Genomic DNA, 20,285 nt, shown 5'->3' with positions numbered 1-20,285 from the left:
CCATGCCCTCGTCGCACACGTCCCGAGCACATGCGTCGTCCCCGGCGCCCGAAGGGCGGGAGGCGTCCGCGTCCGCGGACGCGGGACCCGGCGCCGCCTCCGCGGTGGCCGAAGTGGGACCCCCCGCCCTCGCCCCCGCCGCCGGGCAGCCGCTCCTGCGCGTCGAGCGGGGCCACGCCGAGCCCGGTGAACTGGCCGCGGTGGTCGTGGCCCTGCTGGCCCTGGCCCACCCCGCCGGTGCCCGGCCGGTCGAGACCGTCGCGCTGCCGGCCGCCGCCCGGTGGAACCCCGTCCGGACGTTCGCCGCCCCCCACAGCTGGCAGACCGTCGTCTGACGCGCCGCGCACCCCGGCCGCCCCGGCGCCCGCCGACGCGGTGCGAAGCGTCACCTGACGCCCCACCACCCCTCGCCCGCCCGGGAGACGCCCGGTGCCCCGCCGCCCGTTCACCACCGGCCGGGTGCCCATCGCCGGGGCCGGCATCCGCCTCCTCCGGACAGCGACCGGAACCTGCTGCGACCCGTCCATGGACGGACCGCGGCGTGCGGCCCCCTCGGCCGCGGACTGCCCGGCGGCGTCGGGGAACGCGCCGACCGCGTCGGCGCCCCGCGGGCCGCCGCCGGAACCTGACCGGCCGCTCCACCGCCACCGGCCACCCCGCCGCGCCACGCCCCGGTCATCCCGAGTCACCCCGCGGGCAACGAAGTTCCGGCCGGACGCCGGTGCCGCGGCCCGCCCCCTCACCGACAGGAGCATCCCGTGCGGATCGCCGTAGCAGGGTCCATCGCGACCGACCACCTCATGACCTTCCCCGGCCGTTTCCCCGACCAGTTGCTCGCCGACCGGCTGGACAAGGTCTCGCTCTCCTTCCTCGCCGACCGGTTGGAGGTACGGCGCGGCGGCGTGGGCGCGAACATCGCCTACGGCCTGGCCCGGTTGGGGCTGACCCCGCTGCTCGTGGGCGCCGCGGGCCCCGACTTCGCCGAGTACAGCGCCTGGCTGCGGGCCGCCGGGGTGGACACCACGCCGGTGCGGCTCAGCGCCGCGCTGCACACCGCGCGTTTCATCTGCACCACCGACGCCGACCAGAACCAGATCGCCACGTTCTACGCCGGCGCCATGGCCGAAGCCCGCCACATCGACCTCGCCGCCGTCGCCGGGCGGGCAGCCCGTGGCCTGGACGTGGTGCTCGTCGGCGCGGACGACCCCGAGGCGATGCTCCGTCACACCCGCACCGCGCACCGCCTGGGCGTCGCCGTCGCGGCCGACCCCTCGCAGCAGCTCGCCCGGCTGGACCGCGAGCAGGTCCGCCGGCTGGTCGACGGTGCCTGGCTGCTGTTCACCAACGAGTACGAGGCCGCGCTGCTGCGGGAGCGCACCGGCTGGACCGAGCGGGAGGTCCTGGAGCGGGTCGGGCGGTGGGTGGTGACGCTCGGCGCGGGCGGGGTGTCCGTCGCCCGGAGCGGACGGCGCCCGACGACCGTTCCCGCGGTCCCCGTCCGGCGGATCGCCGACCCGACCGGGGCCGGTGACGCCTTCCGGGCCGGCTTCCTGGCCGGTCTCGCCTGGCAGTGGCCGCAGGAGCGGGCCGCCCGCCTGGGCTGTGCGATCGCCGCGGTCGTCCTGGAGTCGACCGGCACCCAGGAGTACGAGCTGGTGGCCGCCGACCTGATCGGCCGGGTCGAAGCCGCCTACGGCACCGCCGAGGCGCGCGCGATCGAGCCCCGTCTGGCCGGCGTCCGCTGATCGCCCCGGCCGCCGCGGCGGGCACGCGGACTGCCGTCTTCCGGTGATGCCCCCGGCGAGACGGCAGACGCGACGCGCTGTGCCGGCCGCTATGTGCTGACCAGGATCTCGTGCTGGAGCCTCCGCGCCTCCGGCGAGGGTTTCAGGCCGAGTTCGGCGTCGAGCACGCAGCGCAGATCGCGGTAGACGGTCAGCGCGTCCCCCCGGCGGCCCGACCGGTGTAACGCCTCCATGAGTTTGATGTAGAACGCCTCGTGCAGGCGGTGGGTGGCGACCAGGGACCTGAGTTCACCGACGATCTCCCGGTGCCGGTTGTTCGCCAGGTCGGCCTCGATCCGCAGCGACACCGCCTCCAGCCTGAGTTCCTCCAGGAGGACGGAGAGGCCGTACAGCGCCGGTCCGGAGGTGATGTCCGCGGGTATCGCGCCGCGGTACAGGTTCAGGGCCTCACGGAGCAGTTCCGCGGCCCGGGTGGGCTGCTTCCGGCGCAGCTCGTTCCTGCTGCGCTCCAGGAGGCTCTGGAACAGGAAGACGTCGACGTGGTCGGCCGGCATGGCCAGCATGTACCCGTCGGGCCGGGTGACCAGCAGCTCCGCGCCGCGGGCGGAGTGGAAGTTCTTGTCGAAGAGCTTGCGAAGCTGGTGGACGTACGTCTGCACGATCGTCTTGACCGTGTTGGGCGGACCGTCGGGCCACAGCTCGTCGATCACGCGCTCCACGCTCACCGTCGAGCCGGCGTTGACGGCCAGGAGTGCGAGGACCTGCCGGAGCTTGGTCGCGGTGATTCTGACGGGCAAGCGGGTGTCGTCGGTTCCCAGGGCGTGGCTCACCTCAAGCGGGCCGAGCAGATTGACCCATATCAGCTCCCCGAGCACTGTGGATTTCCCCCTAGACCTCGGCGTACGTACGGTCGTCCATTTCGGTGTTATGGCCGACCGGCCAAACGCAAAAATACGGAACGGACACGAACCGAGAATTCTGATCCACCATTGAATTCATCAACGGCTGACTGCTCGCTCAAGTATTCGTTTTCGGCTGGAGCCTAAGACCGTCCGAGTAGCCGTGTCAACGAGCGTTCCATGGCGTCGTCGCGGACTCTGTAAAGAGTTTGAAATACGACCAGAGTAGGCGCCTACCCCTGGAATGGTGTTTGCATTCCCATGGCTTCGCAAAGAGTTGGTCGACGGGGAGTGGGGGTCAGACGCGTCGCCAGTCCATCACCACAGAGGCGTGCGGACCCCCGAGGCGGCGCTGCAGCCGCAGCACGCCGTCGTGCAGGAGGGCCTCCCTGACCTGCTCGGTGTTCACCACCCGCCGGTGCGACCCGATGACCACGTGGTGGACGACCGCGTCGCCGCGCAGCCGCCAGCGCCCTGAATACCCGAGATAGTCGTCGGCGGAGCCGAGGTAGGTCGCCGGTGGCACGCCGTCGATTCCGGCCAGTGGCTCGTTCCGCATCAGGCTGGCCGCCATGTACCCATCCGCGTGATAAATCAGCAGACCGTCCGCTTCGTTGCCCAGCGGGCCTTCGCTCGTGGAACCGTCGTCTTCGAGGTAGAAGTGGGACACCAGTCGCCAGACTCCTATCAGGTCCTTTTCGGACAGCATGCGTGCTCCCTGCACCTGGACGAGCCCGACGCCCGCACCGGGAAAGACGGCTGGTGCGCCGGGCTGTCAATCCGAATCCCGATCCCTGACCGACCGGGGCGATCAAGCCACACTGGCGCGATGGGCTAAAAAACCGCTCAAAGAGTGTTAATCGCGTGCGCGGTGACCTTATTACAGTGGGACGGAATTCCGACCGCGGGTGGCACGGTACGCCTCCACATCACCGGCAGCCACCGAGGAGCACCGCATGATCGTCGTCACCACACCCACCGGAAATCTCGGAAGCCAGGTCCTCGCCGCCCTCCTCGGGGCCGGCGCACCCGTCCGCGTGATCGTCCGCGACCCCTCCCGCCTTCCGGCCCGCGTCCGGGCCCGCGTCGAGGTGGTGGCCGGCTCGCACGGCGACCCCGCCGTCGTCGACCGGGCGTTCGCCTCCGCCGACACCGTCTTCTGGGTGGTGCCGCCCGACCCGCGGGCCGAGAGCGTCGAGTCCGCCTTCACCGGCTTCACCCGCCCCGCCTGCGACGCCCTGATCCGCCATGGGGTCCGGCGGGTGGTCGGCATCTCCGCGCTGGGGCGCGGCTTCCCCGGGAAGGCGGGCCTCGCCACCGCCTCCCTGGCCATGGACGACCTCATCGCCGGCACCGGCGTCGGCTACCGCGCGCTGACCATGCCCGCGTTCATGGAGAACCTGCTCGCCCAGGTCCCGCTGATCAGGGCGGAGGGCAGGTTCTTCTCCCTGATCGACGGCGACCGCAGCCTGCCCACCGTCGCCTCCCGCGACATCGCGGCCGTCGCCGTCCGGCTGCTGCTCGACCGCACCTGGACCGGCCGGGACGATGTGCCCGTCCTCGGCCCGCGGGACCTGTCCTTCCACGACGTCGCCCGCATCATGTCCCAGGTCCTCGGCAGCCCCGTGCGCTACCAGCGCCTGGCGCCGGAGGAGTTCAAGGCGGCCATGCTCGCGGGCGGGATGTCCGACGCCATGGCGCAGGGCATGGTCGACATGCTGCTCGCCAAGGACGAGGGCCTCGACACCGTCGAGCCGCGCACCGCGCGGTCCGCCACGCCCACCGATTTCCGGAGCTGGTGCGAGGAGGTCCTGGCCCCCGCCGTGCGGGCCGGCTGACCGGCTCCGTCGGCGTGCAGAGCCGGTTGAGGATTCCTCTAGGCCCGCTGCCTAGCGTCGTTCCCCATGAGGGATGCCGCCCCGCGGCCCGCGGTCGGACGGAGGCGGCGGAGGGCGTCCCCCTTCCGGCGGTGCCGGCCGGCCACGGTCGGCCACCGCTTCCTTCGTGCCGCGGGACGCCGGTGGGCGCCGGGCCGCGGCTCACCGTGACGCGGGGGCCCGCCGTCCGGCCGGGGCACGACACCCCGTTCCGCCGGTCCACCGCCTTCAGCGCGCCCGCCGTGCAGCCCACTACCCGGAGGACAGCATGATCGTGCACACCCTCATCTACCGGTTCCCGCCGGAGGCCGACACGGACGGCATCCGGCAGTTCTTCGACGGGCTGCGCGATCTCGCGATCGGCTCCGGCCTGGTCACGGGCTTCGGCTGGAAGCCGCACGTCCTGCTGCCCGTCGACGAGAAGAGCAAGGGGATGACCGCGACCCACATCGCGCAGTTCTCCTGCGCCGACGTGGCGACCCTGAAGGAGTTCTCCGAGCGGCCCGCCGTGCACGAGTTCATCGGGAAATGGCGCGGAAAGCTCAACTACGAGGCCGCGTACGCGAACCACGAGCAGATGCTGCCGTCGAGCATCGGAAACGGACCTTCCATGTTCCACACCGAGCACACCGTGACCGTCGAGGCGCACGCGGACGTCGTCTACGCCGTGCTGGCGGACATCGAGCGCTACTCCGAGCTGTTCCCGCCCACCGAGTCCTCCACCATGCTGGAGGAGACCGACACCTACCAGATCGCCAGGCTGGTGGTCGACGTCAGCGGGCAGCGGCAGAGCTGGGTGACCCGCCGCGACCTCGACCGCGAGCGCCGCACCATCGCCTACCGGCAGTTGGAGAACGCCCCGATGATCGAGTTCATGGGCGGTGAGTGGCGCGCCCTGCCGCTGGACGAGAACCGCACCCAGCTCGTCATCACGCACGACTTCGCCGCCCGCCCCACCGACGCCGTGCCCAGCCAGGAGGAGGCGTCCCGGCTGCTGCGGGCCGCCGTCGACCGCAACAGCCACGCCGACCTCGACGCGGTCCGCAAGGAGGCCGAGCGGCGCGCCCAGTCCGTCGGAGCGCCCGCGTGAGCAGGCGCCTGATCGACCTGAGCGTGCCGGTGCTGGACGGCCCCAGCGAGGCGACACCGGTCGAGGTGGACCTCATCGACCACGCCTCCGCGCCGGCCGCCCTCGGCCTGACCCCCGAGGACTTCCCCGAGGGCGAGGCGATCACGAACGAGACCGTCACGCTCACCACGCACACCGGCACCCACATGGACGCGCCGCTGCACTACGGGGTCACCAGCGGGGGACGTCCGGCCGCGGCCATCGACGAGGTTCCGCTGGACTGGTGCTACGCGCCGGGGGTCCGGCTCGACCTGCGGCACGTCCCGCCCGGCGCCGGCATCACCGCCGCCGACGTCCAGGACGCGCTCGCGAAGATCCCGCACGAACTCCGCCCCGGGGACATCGTGTTGATCTGGACCGGTGCCGACCGGCTGTGGGGCACCGACGCCTACCGGGCCCACCACCCCGGTATGACACGGGAGTCCACGGCCTGGCTGGTCGAGCGCGGGGTCAAGGTGATAGGCATCGACAGCTGGGGCTTCGACCGGCCCTTCGGTGCCATGATCGGCGACTACCGGGAGACCGGGGACAACGCCTTCCTCTGGCCGGCCCACCTGTACGGACGTGAACAGGCGTACTGCCAGCTCGAAAAGCTCGCGCACCTGGACGAGCTGCCCACGGCCACCGGGTTCACCGTGGCCTGCTTCCCCGTCAAGCTCACCGGGCTCGGCGCGGGATGGACACGGGTGGTCGCGATCGTAGAGGAGCGGTGAGCCGCACCGGACAGGGGAGCGGGGCGCGGCCCGTGACGGGCCGCGCCCCGCTCCTTCGGTGTACGGCGGGCGGTGCGGAACCTCCTCAGCCGGCCTGCGTCTCCGGGAGCGGCACCCACAGCTGGTCGGCGTCACCGGCGGCGAGCCGGCCCCGGTAGACGTCGATCTTGTGGTCGAGGAGCGCCAGGTTCTCCTGCAACTCCGTTATCTTCGCGGCGACTTCGGCGCGGTGCGCCTCCATGAGAGCCAGGCGCTCCTCCTCGTTGCCGTACCCGGCGGCGACGAGTTCGGCGTACCGCCGGATGGTCTTGATGGGCATCCCGGTCGCCCGGAGCTTGGTGCACAGGGTGATCCAGGTCAGGTCCCGCTGGTGGTAGCGGCGCCGACCGCCGGGCGTTCGGTCGACGTCGGTGATGACCAGACCGACACGCTCGTAGTAGCGCAGCGTGTGGACACTGACGCCGGTGCGGCGCGCGGCCTCGGCGATGGTCAGACCTGGGTCGGGCTCGGCCTGCGGGCGAACGGACTGTGATCGCGTGAGCGGCTTGATTTCGAGCACGCTCTAAATTGTACCGTCGGGGACATGAGCGCTTCAACGCGGCCGCAGGCCGTCCCGGGAACGCCCGGAGCGGGGCCGCGAGCAGGGGCGGACTGACAGCGCCCGGGTTCGGTGTCCCGCGGCAGTTCCCGCTCCGGCGGGCCCGCGATCCCTGCGAAGTGTCCAGGAAATCCCGGCGGTACGGCAGTTCCGCCGGCCTGACCGTCGTGCCGGTGCGTCATCGGACCGGGTTCATCCCCCGTCCCCGTCCGACGCGCACCGGCACGGCCCTTGACCCACGTCACCCGCGCTGGTCTGCGGTGGCCTCCGAGTGGATTGGACCCACATGACCGAACTCAGTCCCCAGCGACGGTCGTTGGTGCTGGCTATCTGCTGCGCCAGCATGATCGTCGTCGTCATGGACATCTCCATCGTCAACGTCGCGCTGCCGAACATCCGTGACGACCTGAACGCCTCGGTGTCCAGCCTCCAGTGGACGGTCGACGCGTACACCCTGGTGCTGGCGAGCTTCCTGCTGCTGGCCGGTTCCACCGCCGACCGGATCGGCCGCAAGCGCGTCTTCCTGCTCGGACTCGCCGCGTTCGGGATCGGCTCGCTCCTGTGCGGCCTGGCGCCGGGCATCGGCTGGCTCATCGGTGCCCGCGCGGTGCAGGCCGTCGGCGGCACCATGCTCAATCCGGTGGCGATGGCGATCATCGCCACCACCTTCCCGGAGCCGAAGGAACGGGCCAAGGCCATCGGCGTGTTCGGCTCGATGTCCGGCCTGTCGCTCGCACTGGGCCCGATCCTCGGCGGCGCCCTGGTCGACGCCTTCGACTGGCGCTCCATCTTCTGGATCAACGTGCCGATCGTGGCGGTCGCGATCGTGATGACCGCCCTGTACGTCCCCGAGTCCCGCGCCCCGCGGGCCCGCCGCCCCGACCCCGTCGGGCAGCTCCTGGTGATCCTCATGCTGGGCAGCCTGGTCTACGCGATCATCGAGTCGAACAAGCTGGGCTGGGGCTCGCCGACCATCCTCGCGCTGCTCGCTGTCACCGTGGTCGCCGCGCTCGCCACGGTCGGCTACGAGCTGCGTCGCGCGGACCCGCTGCTGGAGCTCCGGCTCTTCCGCAGCGTGCCCTTCAGCTCGGCGATCCTCATGGCCTTCGGGGCCCTGTGCGCCTTCGGCGCGTTCCTCTTCGTCACCACCCTGTACCTCCAGGAGATCCGCGGCATGTCGGCGCTCAAGGCCGGGCTGTGCGTGCTGCCGGTCGGCCTGCTGATCGTGCTGCTCTCCCCGCGCACCGGCAAGTACGTCGGCGCGCACGGCCCCCGGCTGCCCCTGCTGGTGTCCGGGACCGCGCTGGCGGCCGGCGGCGCCGTGTCCCTGTTCATCGGGCCGTCCACCCCGCTGGTGGCCCTGCTCGCGATCTACCTGCTGATCGGCGTCTTCCAGGGCACCATCAACCCGCCGATCACCAACACCGCCGTCTCCGGCATGCCCCGGTCCATGGCGGGTGTGGCCACCTCCCTCGCCTCCGCCGGCCGGCAGACCGGCACCACCCTGGGCGTCGCCATCGCGGGCACGATCGTGGGCAGCTCGGTGGCCCACGGCGGCACCGCGTACACCCACGCCGAACACAGCGTCTGGTGGCTGCTGGTCGGCCTCGGCCTCGGCATCGTCGCCCTGGCGCTGCTCAGCACCGGCACCTGGGCCAAGGAGACCGCCGCCCGGGCGGCGGCGCTCTTCGAGGAGGTGGACCGGGGCGCGGCTCCCCAGCCGGCGGGCCGCCGCTGACCACCCGCGCGAGGACCGGCCGGGGAGGCACGCGGTGCACGAAAACGGCACCGCGCGCCTCCCCGGCCGTGCATGTCGAAAACGGTGCTGCGGTGCCTGTGGCGGGAGAGCCGGCCAGTAGGAACGGGCGCCGGCCGGAGAAGCGGGTGTTGGCCAGTGGAGCGGGCGCCGGCCAGTGGAGCGGGCGCCGGCCTTAGGAGCCGGTGTTGGCCAGAAGGGCGGGCGCGGCCGGAGGAGCCGGTGTTGGCCAGAAGGGCGGGTGCGGCCGGAGGAGCGGGTGTTGGCCGGAGGAACCGGTGTTGGCCGGAAGGGCGGGCGCGGCCGGAGGAGCGGGCGCCGGGGCACGTGGCGCTGGACGACAGCGCCACGGCGCCACCGTGCCGGGCGGGCCCCGCATCGTCGGTCCGCCCCGGAAGAGGTGCCGCGTCGGCGGCGGTTCGGCGGCGGGGCGCCGTCATGCCGGAGCGCCGTGCGCGAACCACGCCCGTCCCCGTCCGCCCGTCCGACCCTTCGCCCGGACGGTTCCATGCCACCGGCCCCCGCACCGCGTGGCGGACGCCAGCGGCACGGGGGCCGGTCGGGGTGTCGGTGCCTGCCCGCGGCGGACGGCGGCAGGGCTGCGGGGGCCGCGGAGCGGCGCGAGCCCGCCCAACCCGTCGGCGGCCCGCGCGCGGTCAACTGCCCTGGGAGGAGGTGCCGTCGCCGGGCCCGGTGGTGGGAGCATCGGCGCCCTCGGACCTCAGCCGCAGGGGGCGCAGCGCGGCTTCCACGCGCAGCAGTTCGTCCAGCATGGCGGCCGCCGCCTGCTCCATCTCCGCGGTGCCCCGGAACTGCCCGTCCGCGATGTACCGCGGGTGCCAGGGGATGTGGACCCCTTCGAACACCGGCAGCATCCGCAGCGTCGTCACGACCTGCTTGAGCTGCTGCACCGCCCGGGTGCCGGCGGCCACTCCGCCGTACGAGACGAACCCGACCGGCTTGTGGTGCCACTCCTGGTGGAGGTAGTCGATCGCGTTCTTGACGGTGGCCGGGTAGCCGAAGTTGTACTCCGGGGTGACGAAGACGACCGCGTCCGCCGCCTCCACGGTCGCGCTCCATTCCTTGGTGTGCCGCTGGGTGTACTGCCGGAGCCGGGGGATGTTCGGTTCGTCGAGGAGCGGCAGGTCGAGCTCCGCGAGGTCCGCCACGGTCGTGTCGAACCCACCGTGGGCCCGGGTCCGCTCGGCGAACCACCGGGTGATGGGAAGTCCGGCCCGGCCGGGGCGGGTCGAGCCGACGACGATCATCAAGCTGGGCATGGACCCTCGATCCTCCTGCCGGAGTGGCACGGCCCTGTCGCGCGTCACGCGCTGAGCGGGGAAGCGGCCGGCGATTTGCCCTCCGAGGCAGTCAGCACGTCGTGCCGGTAGCTCTCGATGATGTCCAGGTATTCCTTGGCCTCCTGCTGCGGCACCCCGCAGTAGCTCAGCGTGGCGGCTATCTCCAGGGCCACGATGTCGAAGTCCTCTTCCGTCGCGACCATGTCGGCGTGGGCTTCCCGCATATCACGCCCCGGATAGCACTTCGGCCCGCCCGTCTCCTGAATGGACCACGCCGTCACCATGAACTTGAACCCCGCCCGGGAATTCGTCTCGTGCAGTTTCTGCACGTACGGATTCCGGTTGGCGGAGACATTGTCGTAGAGCCTGTCCGTGAGGACGTCCATCACCGCGGCGATACCCATGGTCCCGCCCAGGCGCTCGTAGAGGGAGGGGCTCTGTGCTGACTCCGTCATGAAACTTCTCCTCACGTGATCCGTCGCTGGCACCACACTTCACCCGCCTGCTCAAAATCCGCTCAAGCACCCGGCAACGGCGGACCAGGCCGGTACGCGGGGGTCAGGGCACGAGTACGGTCCGGCGGCCCCGCTGGTCGAGATCCCAGACGTCCCGCACCCGGGCGAGCGGGACCCGGCTGACCTCCAGGCGCAGTTGGCCGCCGGCCAGCAGGTCCAGCACCCGGCCGAGTTCCCGGGCCAGCACCTCGGCGGGGGGAGCGTTGCCCGTACCGCTGCCCACGATCTCCAGCCCGCTGCTGCGCAGCACCTCGGCGGACAGGCTGAGCGTGGGCGCGGCCATCACACCGATCTGGACGAGGCGGGTACGGGAGAACCGCAGCTCCATGTCGGCGGAGCCGAGCGTGCTGATGAAGACCTCGGTGGGGTGCCCCCACAGGTAGTCGAGCACCACGTCGTAGTCGGTGCCGCCGGCGGCCTCGCGCAGTGCGCCGCGCAGCGCGTCGTCGGGCTGGTCGAGCCGGACGACGGCGTCCGCGCCCAGCGCGGGCAGCCCGGCCAGCACCCGCGGGTTGCGTCCTGCGGCCACCACCCGGCCGGCGCCGAGGTGCTTGGCGATCTGCACCGCGAGCTGCCCGGCCACACCGGTCGCACCCAGCACCAGCACGGACTCGCCCGGTCGCAGCTTCGCCCGCCACTCCAGCGCGTTCCACGCCGACACCCCGGGATTCTGCACCGCCGCCGCCAACGCGTCCTCCACGGCGTCGGGAATGGGCGAGCACCAGGCGCGCCGGGTCACCGCCCGCTCGGCCATGGTGCCGCCCGACGACCGGAACAGGACCCGGCTGCCGTCCTCCAGGCGGCCGGCGGCCAGGGAGGCGCCGCACACCGCCGGCAGAGTGGTGGGCGACGAGAAGTGCGTGCCCGCGGCCCGGGCCCGGTCCAGGTTGGTCAGTGGGCAGGCCGTCACCCGGACGACCTCCTCGCCCTCCGCCGCACGCGGTTCCGGCACCTCCTCGCAGCGCGGTGCTTCTCCCACCGCGTGCAGCACCGCCGCCCTCATGGCCGCTTCCGCCCGTCCTGCGAGGACCTGCTGCTCGACATCGTGATCCCTTCCGGACGCCTACAGGGTGCGCTCCGGATCACGGTGCCGCTCCGCGCTAGAAGGACGCTCTACGCACTCGCCAGCGGGACGCCGTACGCACGGGCCGGAACGGCGCGGTACGTGGTCAGCCCACCATCGCCGCCAGCCGCTCCCGGTACCACTCGCCCGGCGTCGTGGCGGTGCGGAACCGTGTCTCGGTGGTGGCGTCGGAGAAGGGGAAGAGCGGTTCGACCGGGGCGTCGTGGCGGGGCATGTGGAAGAACGGGATGCTGATCCGCGCCCCGGTGCGCCCCTCGGCGGGATTACGCACCCGGTGCAGCGTCGACACCCACCGCCCGGCGGTCCAGAACGCCATCAGGTCACCGATGTTGACGACGAAGCTGCCCTCGGTGAAGGGCACCTCGCGCCAGCCGCGCCGCCTCTGCTCGATCTCCAGCCCGCCGGCCCCGTCCTGGTGGAGGATCGTCAGCGTCCCCCAGTCCGTGTGGGCACTTTTGCGCAACTGCCCGGGCAGCGGCGGCTCGGTCAGCGGATAGTAGTAGTTCGCCGCGAGCGTCGACATGCCGTCGTCGATCTTGTCGTCGAAGAAGTGCCGGTCCAGGCCCAGGGCGAGGGCGAACAGGCGGATCACGTCCGTCGCGAGCCGCTCCATGGCCGCCATGTACGCGTGCCACACCGCCCGGAACTCCGGGGGCGTCCCTGGCCAGCGGTTCACGGCTCCCCACGGCGACGCCGTGTTCCCGTCCGGGGCCCGCGACTCCACGGGGCGGTCGCCCCGGACACCGGCGATGAAGACCTCGTTCAGGTCCGGGGGCGCGTTGTTCCCCAGGCTCTTCGCGGCGCTGCCGGCGTCGGCGTACAGGCCGTGCGTGCCCGGGGAGACGGCCACCTCGGCCTTCTCCCCGGCGGGCCGTTCGAAGAACGCGCGCGAGACGGCGTACATGCGGTCGATCAGATCCTGGTCCACACCGTGGCCGACGACGGTGAAGAACCCGGACGTCTCGCAGGCGCCGGTGATGGCCTGGGCGACGAGTAATTCCCCGGCCTTGGTCCGGGTCGCGGACAGATCGATGACCGGCACGTATCCGTCCACCGGTAAGAAGCGATCGGCTGAGCGGGACAATGCTGCTCCTTCTGCGAATGACGAGCCCGTGGCCGGCGCTCGCGGAACGGAACGGCCCGGCCCGCGCGGAGGACCGCCGTCGCTTTCCCGGACCGGCGGGAGGAGAAAGACAACTCCGGAGACAACTACGGATGTTTCCACGGCTGTTCGCGGTGCGTCCAGGCCGGATTTCTCCACGTGTCGGCAAAATGACCGCACCGCGCTCCCGTGCTCCGGCGGCTCCGTGTCCGGAACCCCGGAATCTCCCCACGGACTGTGTGATGGTGGGCGGGCCGACCGACGCCCCCGCACACCGAGGTGAGAGATGACGTTCACGACCCGGCCCACCCTCCAGGGCACCTTCGGCATGGTGTCCTCCACCCACTGGCTCGCCTCCCAGTCGGCGATGGCGGTGCTGGAGGACGGGGGCAACGCGTTCGACGCGGCGGTGGCCGGGGCGTTCGTGCTGCATGTAGTGGAGCCGCACCTCAACGGGCCGGCCGGCGAGGTGCCGATCCTGCTCGCCCCGGCGGGCGGCGCGGTGCGCGTGCTGTGCGGACAGGGCGTGGCCCCGGCGGGCGCGACGGCGGCCCACTACCGGGGGCTCGGGCTGGACCTCGTACCGGGCACCGGACCGCTCGCCGCCGCCGTGCCCGGTGCCTTCGACGCCTGGCTGCTGCTCCTGCGCGACCACGGCACCAAGTCCCTGGACGACGTCCTGAAGTACGCCATCGGCTACGCCGAACACGGACACGCGCCCGTGGAGAACGTCGGCCTGACCGTCGAGAGCGTACGGCGGCTGTTCGAGACGGAGTGGACCTCGTCGGCGGAGCTGTACCTGCCCGGCGGCCGGGCACCGCGCTCCGGCACGCTGCTGCGCAACCCCGCCCTGGCCGCCACCTGGAAGCGGCTGCTGGCCGACACCTCCCGCGCGGGCGGCCGGGAGGCCCGGATCGACGCCGCGCGCGAGATGTGGCGCTCCGGCTTCATCGCCGAGGCCCTGGTACGGCAGTCCCGCCGGCCCACCCTGGACACCAGCGGCGAGCGGCACACCGGCACCCTCACCGAGGCCGACCTCGCCGGCTGGTCGGCGACCTACGAGACACCGGTGACGTACGACTGGAACGGCTGGACGGTGTGCAAGGCCGGCCCCTGGAGCCAGGGACCGGTGCTGCTCCAGCAGCTCGCCCTGCTCCCGGACGAACTGCCCGCCCACGGCTCCGCCGACTACGTCCACCTGCTGATCGAGGGCTGCAAGCTCGCCATGGCCGACCGCGAGGCCTGGTACGGGGACGCCGCCGAGGTTCCCCTCGCCGACCTGCTGTCGGACGAGTACAACGCGGCCCGGCGGGCCCTCGTCGGCGAGAAGGCGGACCACGGGCTGCGCCCCGGCAGCCCCGGCGGCCGTACCCCGCGGCTGCCCGCACGGGCACACACGCGCGTGCCGGCCGGCGCGGAGCACGGCTTCGACCCGATGGGTGCCGGCGAACCGACCGTCGCGAGCCTGCCCGGCGAGCCCGAGGTCGCCGCCGACGGCACGACCCGGGGCGACACCTGCCACCTGGACGTCGTCGACCGCTGGGGCAACATGATCGCGGCCACGCCCAGCGGCGGCTGGCTCCAGTCCAACCCCGTCGTCCCCGAGCTCGGCTTCCCGCTCGGCACCCGTCTGCAGATGACCTGGCTGGAGGAGGGCCTGCCGGGCTCCCTCGCCCCCGGCCGCCGGCCCCGCACCACCCTCACCCCGTCCCTCGCGCTGCGCGACGGCGTGCCGGTCATGGCGTTCGGCACGCCCGGGGGCGACCAGCAGGACCAGTGGCAGCTGCACTTCTTCCTGGCCGCCGCCCAGCGCGCCCCCGTCCGCGGAGGCCTCGACCTCCAGGGCGCCGTCGACGCCCCCAACTGGCACAACGACAACCACCCCAGCTCCTTCCATCCGCGCGGCCGGCACGCCGGCGGCGTGACCGTGGAGTCCCGCATGGACGCCGGGGTGATCGACGAGCTGCGGCGGCGCGGCCACGACGTCACCGTCGGTCCCGCCTGGTCCGAGGGGCGGCTGTGCGCGGTGGCCCGGGACCCGGAGACCGGCGTGCTGTCGGCGGCGGCCAATCCGCGCGGCATGCAGGGGTACGCCGTCGGCCGCTGACGGCCGTGCCCGGGCCCGGCGGGCGGTGCCGATCCCTGCTGTTCACCCCGATTCCACCCCGAGTACACCGAATGCGGGCGGGGATTGTCAGTGGGACGTGCTCTCATGGGAGGCATGATCGAAGAGACGGAAACCACCGACGAGTTTCTCGCCCGCTGCTCGGCCGACGTGGAGGAAGCGGTCCGCAAGGCCGCAGCGGCCGAGATCCTGCCCCGCTTCCGCCGCCTCGCCGCGCACGAGGTCGACCAGAAGAGCGGCCCGCACGACCTGGTGACGGACGCCGACCGCCTCGCCGAGCTGCGGCTCACCGAGGACCTCGGCGCCCTGCTGCCCGGCTCGGTGGTCGTCGGCGAGGAGGCGGTGCACGCCGACCCGGCGGTGTACCGGGCGCTCCAGGACGACGTACCGGTGTGGATCGTCGACCCGGTCGACGGCACTCGCCAGTTCGTGCACGGCGACGACGGCTTCTGCACCCTGGTCGCGCTCGTTCAGCGGGGCGTCGTGATCGCCTCCTGGACCTACGCGGCGGCGCGCGACCAGTTCGCCACCGCCGTCCGCGGCCAGGGCGCCTTCCTCGACGGCGAACGGCTGTTCGCGGGCCCGCCCACCCCCGGCCGGGACCTCGTCGTCGCCACCTCCCACCCGGACTACACCACCGACGGGCAGAAGCGCGCCCTGCGGCCCCTGTGGGCCGACGGCCTCGCCCCGCGCGCGTGCGGCTCGGCGGGCCTGGAGTACCTCGCCGTGGCCCGGGGCGAGCTGGACGCCGTCGCGTTCTCCTGGGAGGCCGCCTGGGACCACGCGGCCGGTCTGCTCCTGGTCGAGGAGGCGGGCGGCACGCACCTCACCCTGACCGGCGAGCCGTTCCGCGTCACCGGCGGCAACGCACTGCCGTTCACCGCCGCCCGGGACGCCGCCACCGCCCGCCGGGTGGCGGACCTGCTGCGCACCGCGTCCTGAGCCCCGGGGCCACCCGGGCCGGGGCGGTGTCGGACCCCCGGCATATCCTGATCGCGAATGGCCATCGGCTGACGAAGGAGTCCGAAGGTGCCGTCGATGCTCGATGCGGTCGTGGTGGGTGCGGGACCGAACGGACTGACCGCAGCCGTGGAGCTGGCCCGCCGCGGCTTCTCCGTGGCCCTGTTCGAGGCGAAGCCCACCGTCGGCGGCGGTGCCCGCACCGAGGAGCTGACCCTGCCCGGCTTCCGGCACGACCCGTGCTCGGCCGCGCACCCCCTCGGCATCAACTCCCCGGCGTTCCGCGCCCTGCCGCTCGACCGGTACGGCCTCGAATGGCTGCACGCCCCGCTGCCCATGGCCCATCCGTTCCCGGACGGCACCGCGGCCGTGCTCTCCCGCTCGGTCGCCGAGACCGCCGCCTCCTTCGGACCGCGCGACGCGGGCGCGTACCGCAGGCTGGTCGAGCCGCTCCTCGCCCACTGGGACACCCTGGTCCGCGACTTCATGTCCCTGCCGCTGACGGCGCTGCCCCGCGACCCCGTCACCCTGGCCCGCTTCGGCCTGGCCGGGCTCCCGCCGTCCACCTGGCTGATGCGCCGCTTCAAGGACGAGCGGGTCAAGGCCCTCTTCGCGGGCCTGGTCGCCCATGTCATGGCGCCGCTGAACGGCCTGGCCACGGGCGCCATCGGACTGGTCTTCGCCCTGTCCGCCCACGCCCGCGGCTGGCCGGTGCCCCGCGGCGGCTCCCAGGCCATCTCCGACGCCCTCGCCGCCTACCTCACCGATCTCGGCGGCGCCGTGCACACCGACTACGAGGTCAAGCGCCTCGACGACCTGCCGCCCGCGCGCGCGTACGTCTTCGACACCTCGCCCGCCGCGCTCGCCCGGATCGCCGGCTTCGGCGACCACTACGCGCGCTACCGCTACGGCCCCAGCGTCTTCAAGATCGACTACGCGCTGGACGGCCCCGTGCCCTGGACCGCGCCCGAGGCCCGCACCGCCGGCACCGTCCAGATCGGCGCGAGCCAGGCCGAGATCGGCACCGCCCTGCGCGCCGCCTCCCGCGAGGGCCGCGCCCCCGACAGACCGTTCATGATCACCGTGCAGCCCAGCCTGGTCGACCCGACCCGCGCCCCCGAGGGCAAGCACGTCTTCTGGGCCTACGGCCATGTGCCGAACGGCTGGTCCGGCGACCTCACCGACGCCATAGAACGCCAGCTGGAGCGCTTCGCCCCCGGCTTCCGCGACCGCGTGCTCGCCCGCGCCACCGCCGGACCCGCCGAGATGGCCGCCCGCAACGCCAACTACGTCGGCGGCGACATCGCCTGCGGCGCGGCCTCCGGACTCCAGCTGCTGCTGCGCCCCAAGCCGACCCTGTTCCCGTACCACACCCCCCACCCGGCCGTCTTCATCTGCTCCTCGGCCACCCCGCCCGGGCCCGGCGTCCACGGCATGTCCGGACACAACGCGGCCAAGGCCGTCTGGCAAAGACTGAGACAGACATGACGGCCCCTCAGCTGAGGCAGACATGACCGCCATCACCCTCGTCCAGGGCGACATCACCCGGCAGCACGCCGACGCCATCGTCAACGCGGCGAACTCCTCCCTGCTCGGCGGCGGAGGCGTGGACGGCGCGATCCACCGCCGGGGCGGCCCCGCCATCCTGGAGGAGTGCCGCGCCCTGCGCGCCTCCCGGTACGGAAAGGGCCTCCCCACGGGCCGGGCGGTCGCCACCACGGCGGGCGAACTGGACGCCCGCTGGGTGATCCACACCGTGGGACCCGTCTGGTCGCCCACCGAGGACCGCTCCGACCTGCTCGCCTCCTGCTACCGCGAGTCACTGCGCGTCGCCGACGAACTCGGCGCCCGGACCGTCGCCTTCCCGGCCGTCTCCACCGGCGTCTACCGGTGGCCGATGGAGGACGCGGCCCGCATCGCGGTGGAGACCGTACGCAACACGCCGACGGCCGTGGAGGAGGCTCGGTTCGTGCTCTTCGACGAACGGGCGTACGAGGCGTTCGCCCGGCAGGCCGGCTGACGGACACCGCCGCCGACCGACCCGGCCGGTCGCCGGGGGGTCACCCGAACGGCGTATCCCTCGATGCGCCGGGCGGCTGCCTGGCCAACGCTCGGAGTGCCCCACGTGCTCCCCGCGAACGCGCGGGATCCGGACGAACGGGGAGGCAGAGAGGACACGCTCATGAGCCAGGCAGCACAGCCCACCGGACCGACCAGCTCGGGCGGCTCGTGGCCGCCGCGGCAGCCCGGCGCCCGCGGCGGCGCCTGGGCGACCGGCGGCGTCACGTTCGCCGGAGTCCTGATGATGTGCAGCGGTCTCCTCGCCCTCTTCCAGGGGATCGCCGCGGTCGCCGGGGACGCCGTCTACTACCGCATCGGCAGCTACATCTACAAAATGAACCTCACCGGCTGGGGCACGATCCACATCGTCATCGGCGCCCTGGTCCTGGCGACGGGCGTCGGCCTGCTCATGGGCATGGCCTGGGCCCGCATCGTCGGCATGGTCCTGGTGGCGTTCAGCCTCGTCACGCAGTTCCTGTTCCTGCCGTACGCGCCCGTCTGGTCACTGATCCTGCTGGCGATCGACGTCTTCGTGCTCTGGGCGCTGGCGTCGCACCGCGAAGCGCCGGCCTGAGACCCCGTAGGCGCCCGGCACGCCAGGCCGGCACGCCAGTCCGTCACGCCAGCTCCCGCAGGGTCCTGCCGAGCAGCGCCACGCCCTGCGCCACGACGCCCGGCGGGGTGGCCGCGTAACCGAGGACCAGACCGGGCGGGCCGGGCGACTGCCGGTGCCAGGACAGCGGCTGGCACTTGACACCGCGCGCGAGCGCCGCCGCCGCGAACTCGGTGTCGGGCGCGTCGGAGGCGTACGTCACCGTCAGGTGCAGGCCCGCCGCCGCCCCGTGCACCCGCGCCCCCGGCAGGTGCTCGGCGAGCGCGGCGATCATCGCGTCCCGGCGCCGGCGGTGGCGTCCGCGCACCAGCCGCAGGTGCCGCTCCAGTTCACCGGACTCCATCAGCCGGGCGAGCACGAGCTGCGGCAGCACCGCGTTGCCCAGGTCGTTGAAGCGCTTGGCGTCGGCCAGTGCCGTGCGGTACCGGGCCGGTGCCACCAGCCAGCCGATCCGCAGTGCCGGCGCGAGCAGCTTCGACACACTGCCCAGGTAGCAGACCCGGTCGGCCAGCAGGGCACGCAGCGCCGGGACCGGGGGCCGGTCGTAGCGGTGCTCCGCGTCGTAGTCGTCCTCCAGGATCAGCCCGCCGTCCCGCGCCCACTCCAGCAGCTCCCGCCGGCGCTCACCGCTGGTCACCACGCCGGTCGGGAACTGATGGGCGGGCGTGAGCAGGACGGCCCGGGCACCGGTCGCCCGCAGCGCGTCGACCCGTACGCCCTCCTCGTCGACCGGCACCGGCGGGGTGGCCAGGCCCCCGTTCCGCAGGTGCTGGCGGGCCCCCAGCGAGCCGGGGTCCTCCACCGCGACCGCCTGGACGCCGTCCGCCCACAGCACCGGGTGCAGTAGGGTGAGCGCCTGCGCGGTGCCCGCGACGATCAGCACCGCCTCCGGTTCCACGCGCACGCCCCGCACACGCGCGAGCCAGTCGGCGACGGCCCGCCGCAGCCGGGGCGCGCCGCGCGGGTCGCCGTAGCCGAGCTCCTCGGCGGACAGCTCGGCGAGCACGGCCCGCTCGGCGCGCAGCCAGGCGGCACGGGGAAAGGTGGTGAGGTCGGGCCGGCCAGGCGTGAAGTCGACGGCGGCCGGCGCGGCCCGCAACGCGTCGAACACTGCCGTACCGGGCTCCCCGCCGAACAGCCCACCGGGCCCACAGCCCCCCGGCCCACCGCGCTCACAGCCATACGACGGACTGCGCCCACCGGGGTCTGGACCGGGGGAGGGCTCAGCTCGTTGACCGACGTACGGCCCTGGCCCGCCGACGCGCCCAAGCACCGACGGCCCGGCCAGGCCGCCTGGGTCACCTGGACGACCCAGCCCACCGGCAACCCCGCCGGCGCTCCCAGCGGCGCCCCTGCTCCCGCCGCCGCGAACGCTCGCACCGCCGCCCGCACCCCCGCCATGCGCCCCGCGCACACGCACGTCCCCCGTGCCCGGCACGTCCCCCGTGCCCGGCACGTCCCCGTCCCCGCGCCGGTCAGCCGGAGCCGGCGGTGGCATGGCGGTGAAGGGCGCCGCCAGCACCACCGTGCCTCCTCGTCGGCGGCCCGCCACCTGGCCGTCCTCGGCGAGGCGCCGGTACGCCTCGGTCACCACGCCCCGCGACACGCGCAGTTCCGCGGCGAGCACCCGGGTCGGCGGCAGTCTGCTGCCCACCGTCAGCCGGCCGTCGGCTATGGCCTGCCGGAGCCGTCCGGCCAACCACTCCGCCTTCCCGCCGGCGGGCACGTCGGCGACCGACAGTTGCAGGAAGTCCGAGCCGCGCGCCGGCACCCCCACCGTGTCCCGCCCCTCGTCCACCCTGCCCAT

At 73.2% G+C, this 20,285-nt stretch carries 18 protein-coding genes and 2 pseudogenes; 11 read left to right on the top strand and 9 right to left on the bottom strand.

Going from position 1 to position 20,285, the window contains the following annotated elements:
- Positions 1–2: 2 nt before the first annotated feature.
- A complete protein-coding gene (locus tag C3492_RS21840; RefSeq protein ID WP_103813446.1) occupies positions 3–335 on the top strand; it encodes an acyl-CoA carboxylase epsilon subunit in 333 nt (110 codons plus the stop codon).
- Between the two features lie 423 nt (positions 336–758).
- Positions 759–1,745 (top strand): carbohydrate kinase family protein, encoded by a 987-nt coding sequence (locus C3492_RS21835; RefSeq protein WP_103813445.1) that lies wholly within the window; start codon positions 759–761, stop codon positions 1,743–1,745.
- Between the two features lie 89 nt (positions 1,746–1,834).
- Here the strand turns inward: C3492_RS21835 and C3492_RS21830 are convergent, their stop codons facing one another.
- Together C3492_RS21830 and C3492_RS21825 are read right to left on the bottom strand one after the other, a co-directional pair.
- Complete coding sequence (locus C3492_RS21830; RefSeq protein WP_103813444.1) at positions 1,835–2,620, bottom strand: AfsR/SARP family transcriptional regulator; 786 nt, start codon at positions 2,618–2,620, stop codon at positions 1,835–1,837.
- A gap of 322 nt (positions 2,621–2,942) precedes the next feature.
- Positions 2,943–3,353 (bottom strand): lipocalin-like domain-containing protein, encoded by a 411-nt coding sequence (locus tag C3492_RS21825; RefSeq protein ID WP_103813443.1) that lies wholly within the window; start codon positions 3,351–3,353, stop codon positions 2,943–2,945.
- 247 nt (positions 3,354–3,600) lie between these two features.
- Between C3492_RS21825 and C3492_RS21820 the strand changes: the two genes are divergently transcribed.
- The 3 genes from C3492_RS21820 (at position 3,601) to C3492_RS21810 (ending at position 6,363) form a co-directional block, all read left to right on the top strand.
- On the top strand, positions 3,601–4,482 hold the full coding sequence (locus tag C3492_RS21820) for an NAD(P)H-binding protein (RefSeq protein WP_103813442.1): 882 nt from the start codon (positions 3,601–3,603) through the stop codon (positions 4,480–4,482).
- Positions 4,483–4,789: 307 nt separating this feature from the next.
- On the top strand, positions 4,790–5,611 hold the full coding sequence (locus tag C3492_RS21815) for an aromatase/cyclase (RefSeq protein ID WP_181140484.1): 822 nt from the start codon (positions 4,790–4,792) through the stop codon (positions 5,609–5,611).
- Complete coding sequence (locus C3492_RS21810; protein ID WP_103813440.1) at positions 5,608–6,363, top strand: cyclase family protein; 756 nt, start codon at positions 5,608–5,610, stop codon at positions 6,361–6,363. The genes C3492_RS21815 and C3492_RS21810 overlap by 4 nt, the downstream gene beginning before the upstream one ends.
- Before the next feature lie 85 nt (positions 6,364–6,448).
- Here the strand turns inward: C3492_RS21810 and C3492_RS21805 are convergent, their stop codons facing one another.
- The gene (locus C3492_RS21805; protein WP_103813439.1) at positions 6,449–6,922 is read right to left on the bottom strand and encodes a MerR family transcriptional regulator; all 474 of its coding nucleotides are present in this window, start codon (positions 6,920–6,922) and stop codon (positions 6,449–6,451) included.
- Between the two features lie 325 nt (positions 6,923–7,247).
- On the opposite strand from C3492_RS21805, the gene C3492_RS21800 reads away from it, so the two are divergent.
- Positions 7,248–8,699 carry an MFS transporter gene (locus C3492_RS21800; RefSeq protein ID WP_103813438.1) on the top strand — a complete coding sequence of 484 codons (1,452 nt, stop codon included), beginning with the start codon at positions 7,248–7,250 and terminating at the stop codon, positions 8,697–8,699.
- Between the two features lie 674 nt (positions 8,700–9,373).
- On the opposite strand, the gene C3492_RS21795 is transcribed toward C3492_RS21800, so the two are convergent.
- The 4 genes from C3492_RS21795 to C3492_RS45910 all read right to left on the bottom strand — a co-directional run bounded on the left by C3492_RS21795 (position 9,374) and on the right by C3492_RS45910 (position 12,659).
- On the bottom strand, positions 9,374–9,997 hold the full coding sequence (locus tag C3492_RS21795; protein ID WP_103813437.1) for an NADPH-dependent FMN reductase: 624 nt from the start codon (positions 9,995–9,997) through the stop codon (positions 9,374–9,376).
- Positions 9,998–10,041: 44 nt separating this feature from the next.
- Entirely contained in the window at positions 10,042–10,473 is a 432-nt protein-coding gene (locus C3492_RS21790) for a group 1 truncated hemoglobin (protein WP_103813436.1), read from the bottom strand.
- A gap of 103 nt (positions 10,474–10,576) precedes the next feature.
- Positions 10,577–11,536, bottom strand: a complete 960-nt coding sequence (locus C3492_RS21785; RefSeq protein WP_103813435.1) for a zinc-binding alcohol dehydrogenase family protein — start codon at positions 11,534–11,536, stop codon at positions 10,577–10,579.
- A 166-nt stretch (positions 11,537–11,702) separates the two neighbouring features.
- Positions 11,703–12,659, bottom strand: coding sequence for an isopenicillin N synthase family oxygenase (locus tag C3492_RS45910; protein ID WP_258055808.1), 957 nt, complete (start codon positions 12,657–12,659; stop codon positions 11,703–11,705).
- Between the two features lie 346 nt (positions 12,660–13,005).
- Here C3492_RS45910 and C3492_RS21775 point away from each other — a divergent pair, with 346 nt between their 5' ends.
- The 5 genes from C3492_RS21775 (at position 13,006) to C3492_RS21755 (ending at position 18,439) form a co-directional block, all read left to right on the top strand.
- A complete protein-coding gene (locus C3492_RS21775) occupies positions 13,006–14,826 on the top strand; it encodes a gamma-glutamyltransferase family protein (protein ID WP_103813433.1) in 1,821 nt (606 codons plus the stop codon).
- 114 nt (positions 14,827–14,940) lie between these two features.
- Entirely contained in the window at positions 14,941–15,786 is an 846-nt protein-coding gene (locus C3492_RS21770) for an inositol monophosphatase family protein (protein WP_103813432.1), read from the top strand.
- Between the two features lie 87 nt (positions 15,787–15,873).
- Positions 15,874–17,292 carry an NAD(P)/FAD-dependent oxidoreductase gene (locus tag C3492_RS21765; protein ID WP_181140483.1) on the top strand — a complete coding sequence of 473 codons (1,419 nt, stop codon included), beginning with the start codon at positions 15,874–15,876 and terminating at the stop codon, positions 17,290–17,292.
- 22 nt (positions 17,293–17,314) lie between these two features.
- A complete protein-coding gene (locus C3492_RS21760; protein ID WP_103813430.1) occupies positions 17,315–17,824 on the top strand; it encodes an O-acetyl-ADP-ribose deacetylase in 510 nt (169 codons plus the stop codon).
- Positions 17,825–17,986: 162 nt separating this feature from the next.
- Entirely contained in the window at positions 17,987–18,439 is a 453-nt protein-coding gene (locus C3492_RS21755) for a hypothetical protein (RefSeq protein ID WP_103813429.1), read from the top strand.
- 43 nt (positions 18,440–18,482) lie between these two features.
- On the opposite strand, the pseudogene C3492_RS21750 reads toward C3492_RS21755, so the two are convergent.
- Positions 18,483–19,709 (bottom strand): annotated as a pseudogene (locus C3492_RS21750) (PLP-dependent aminotransferase family protein); the annotation flags it as partial.
- A gap of 258 nt (positions 19,710–19,967) precedes the next feature.
- Positions 19,968–20,285, bottom strand: a pseudogene (locus tag C3492_RS21745) (GntR family transcriptional regulator); the annotation flags it as partial.

This window comes from Streptomyces sp. Ru62 (assembly GCF_002920615.1).
In the GTDB taxonomy this organism is placed as follows: Bacteria; Actinomycetota; Actinomycetes; order Streptomycetales; family Streptomycetaceae; genus Streptomyces.
This window is presented reverse-complemented; position numbering and strand designations above follow the sequence as displayed.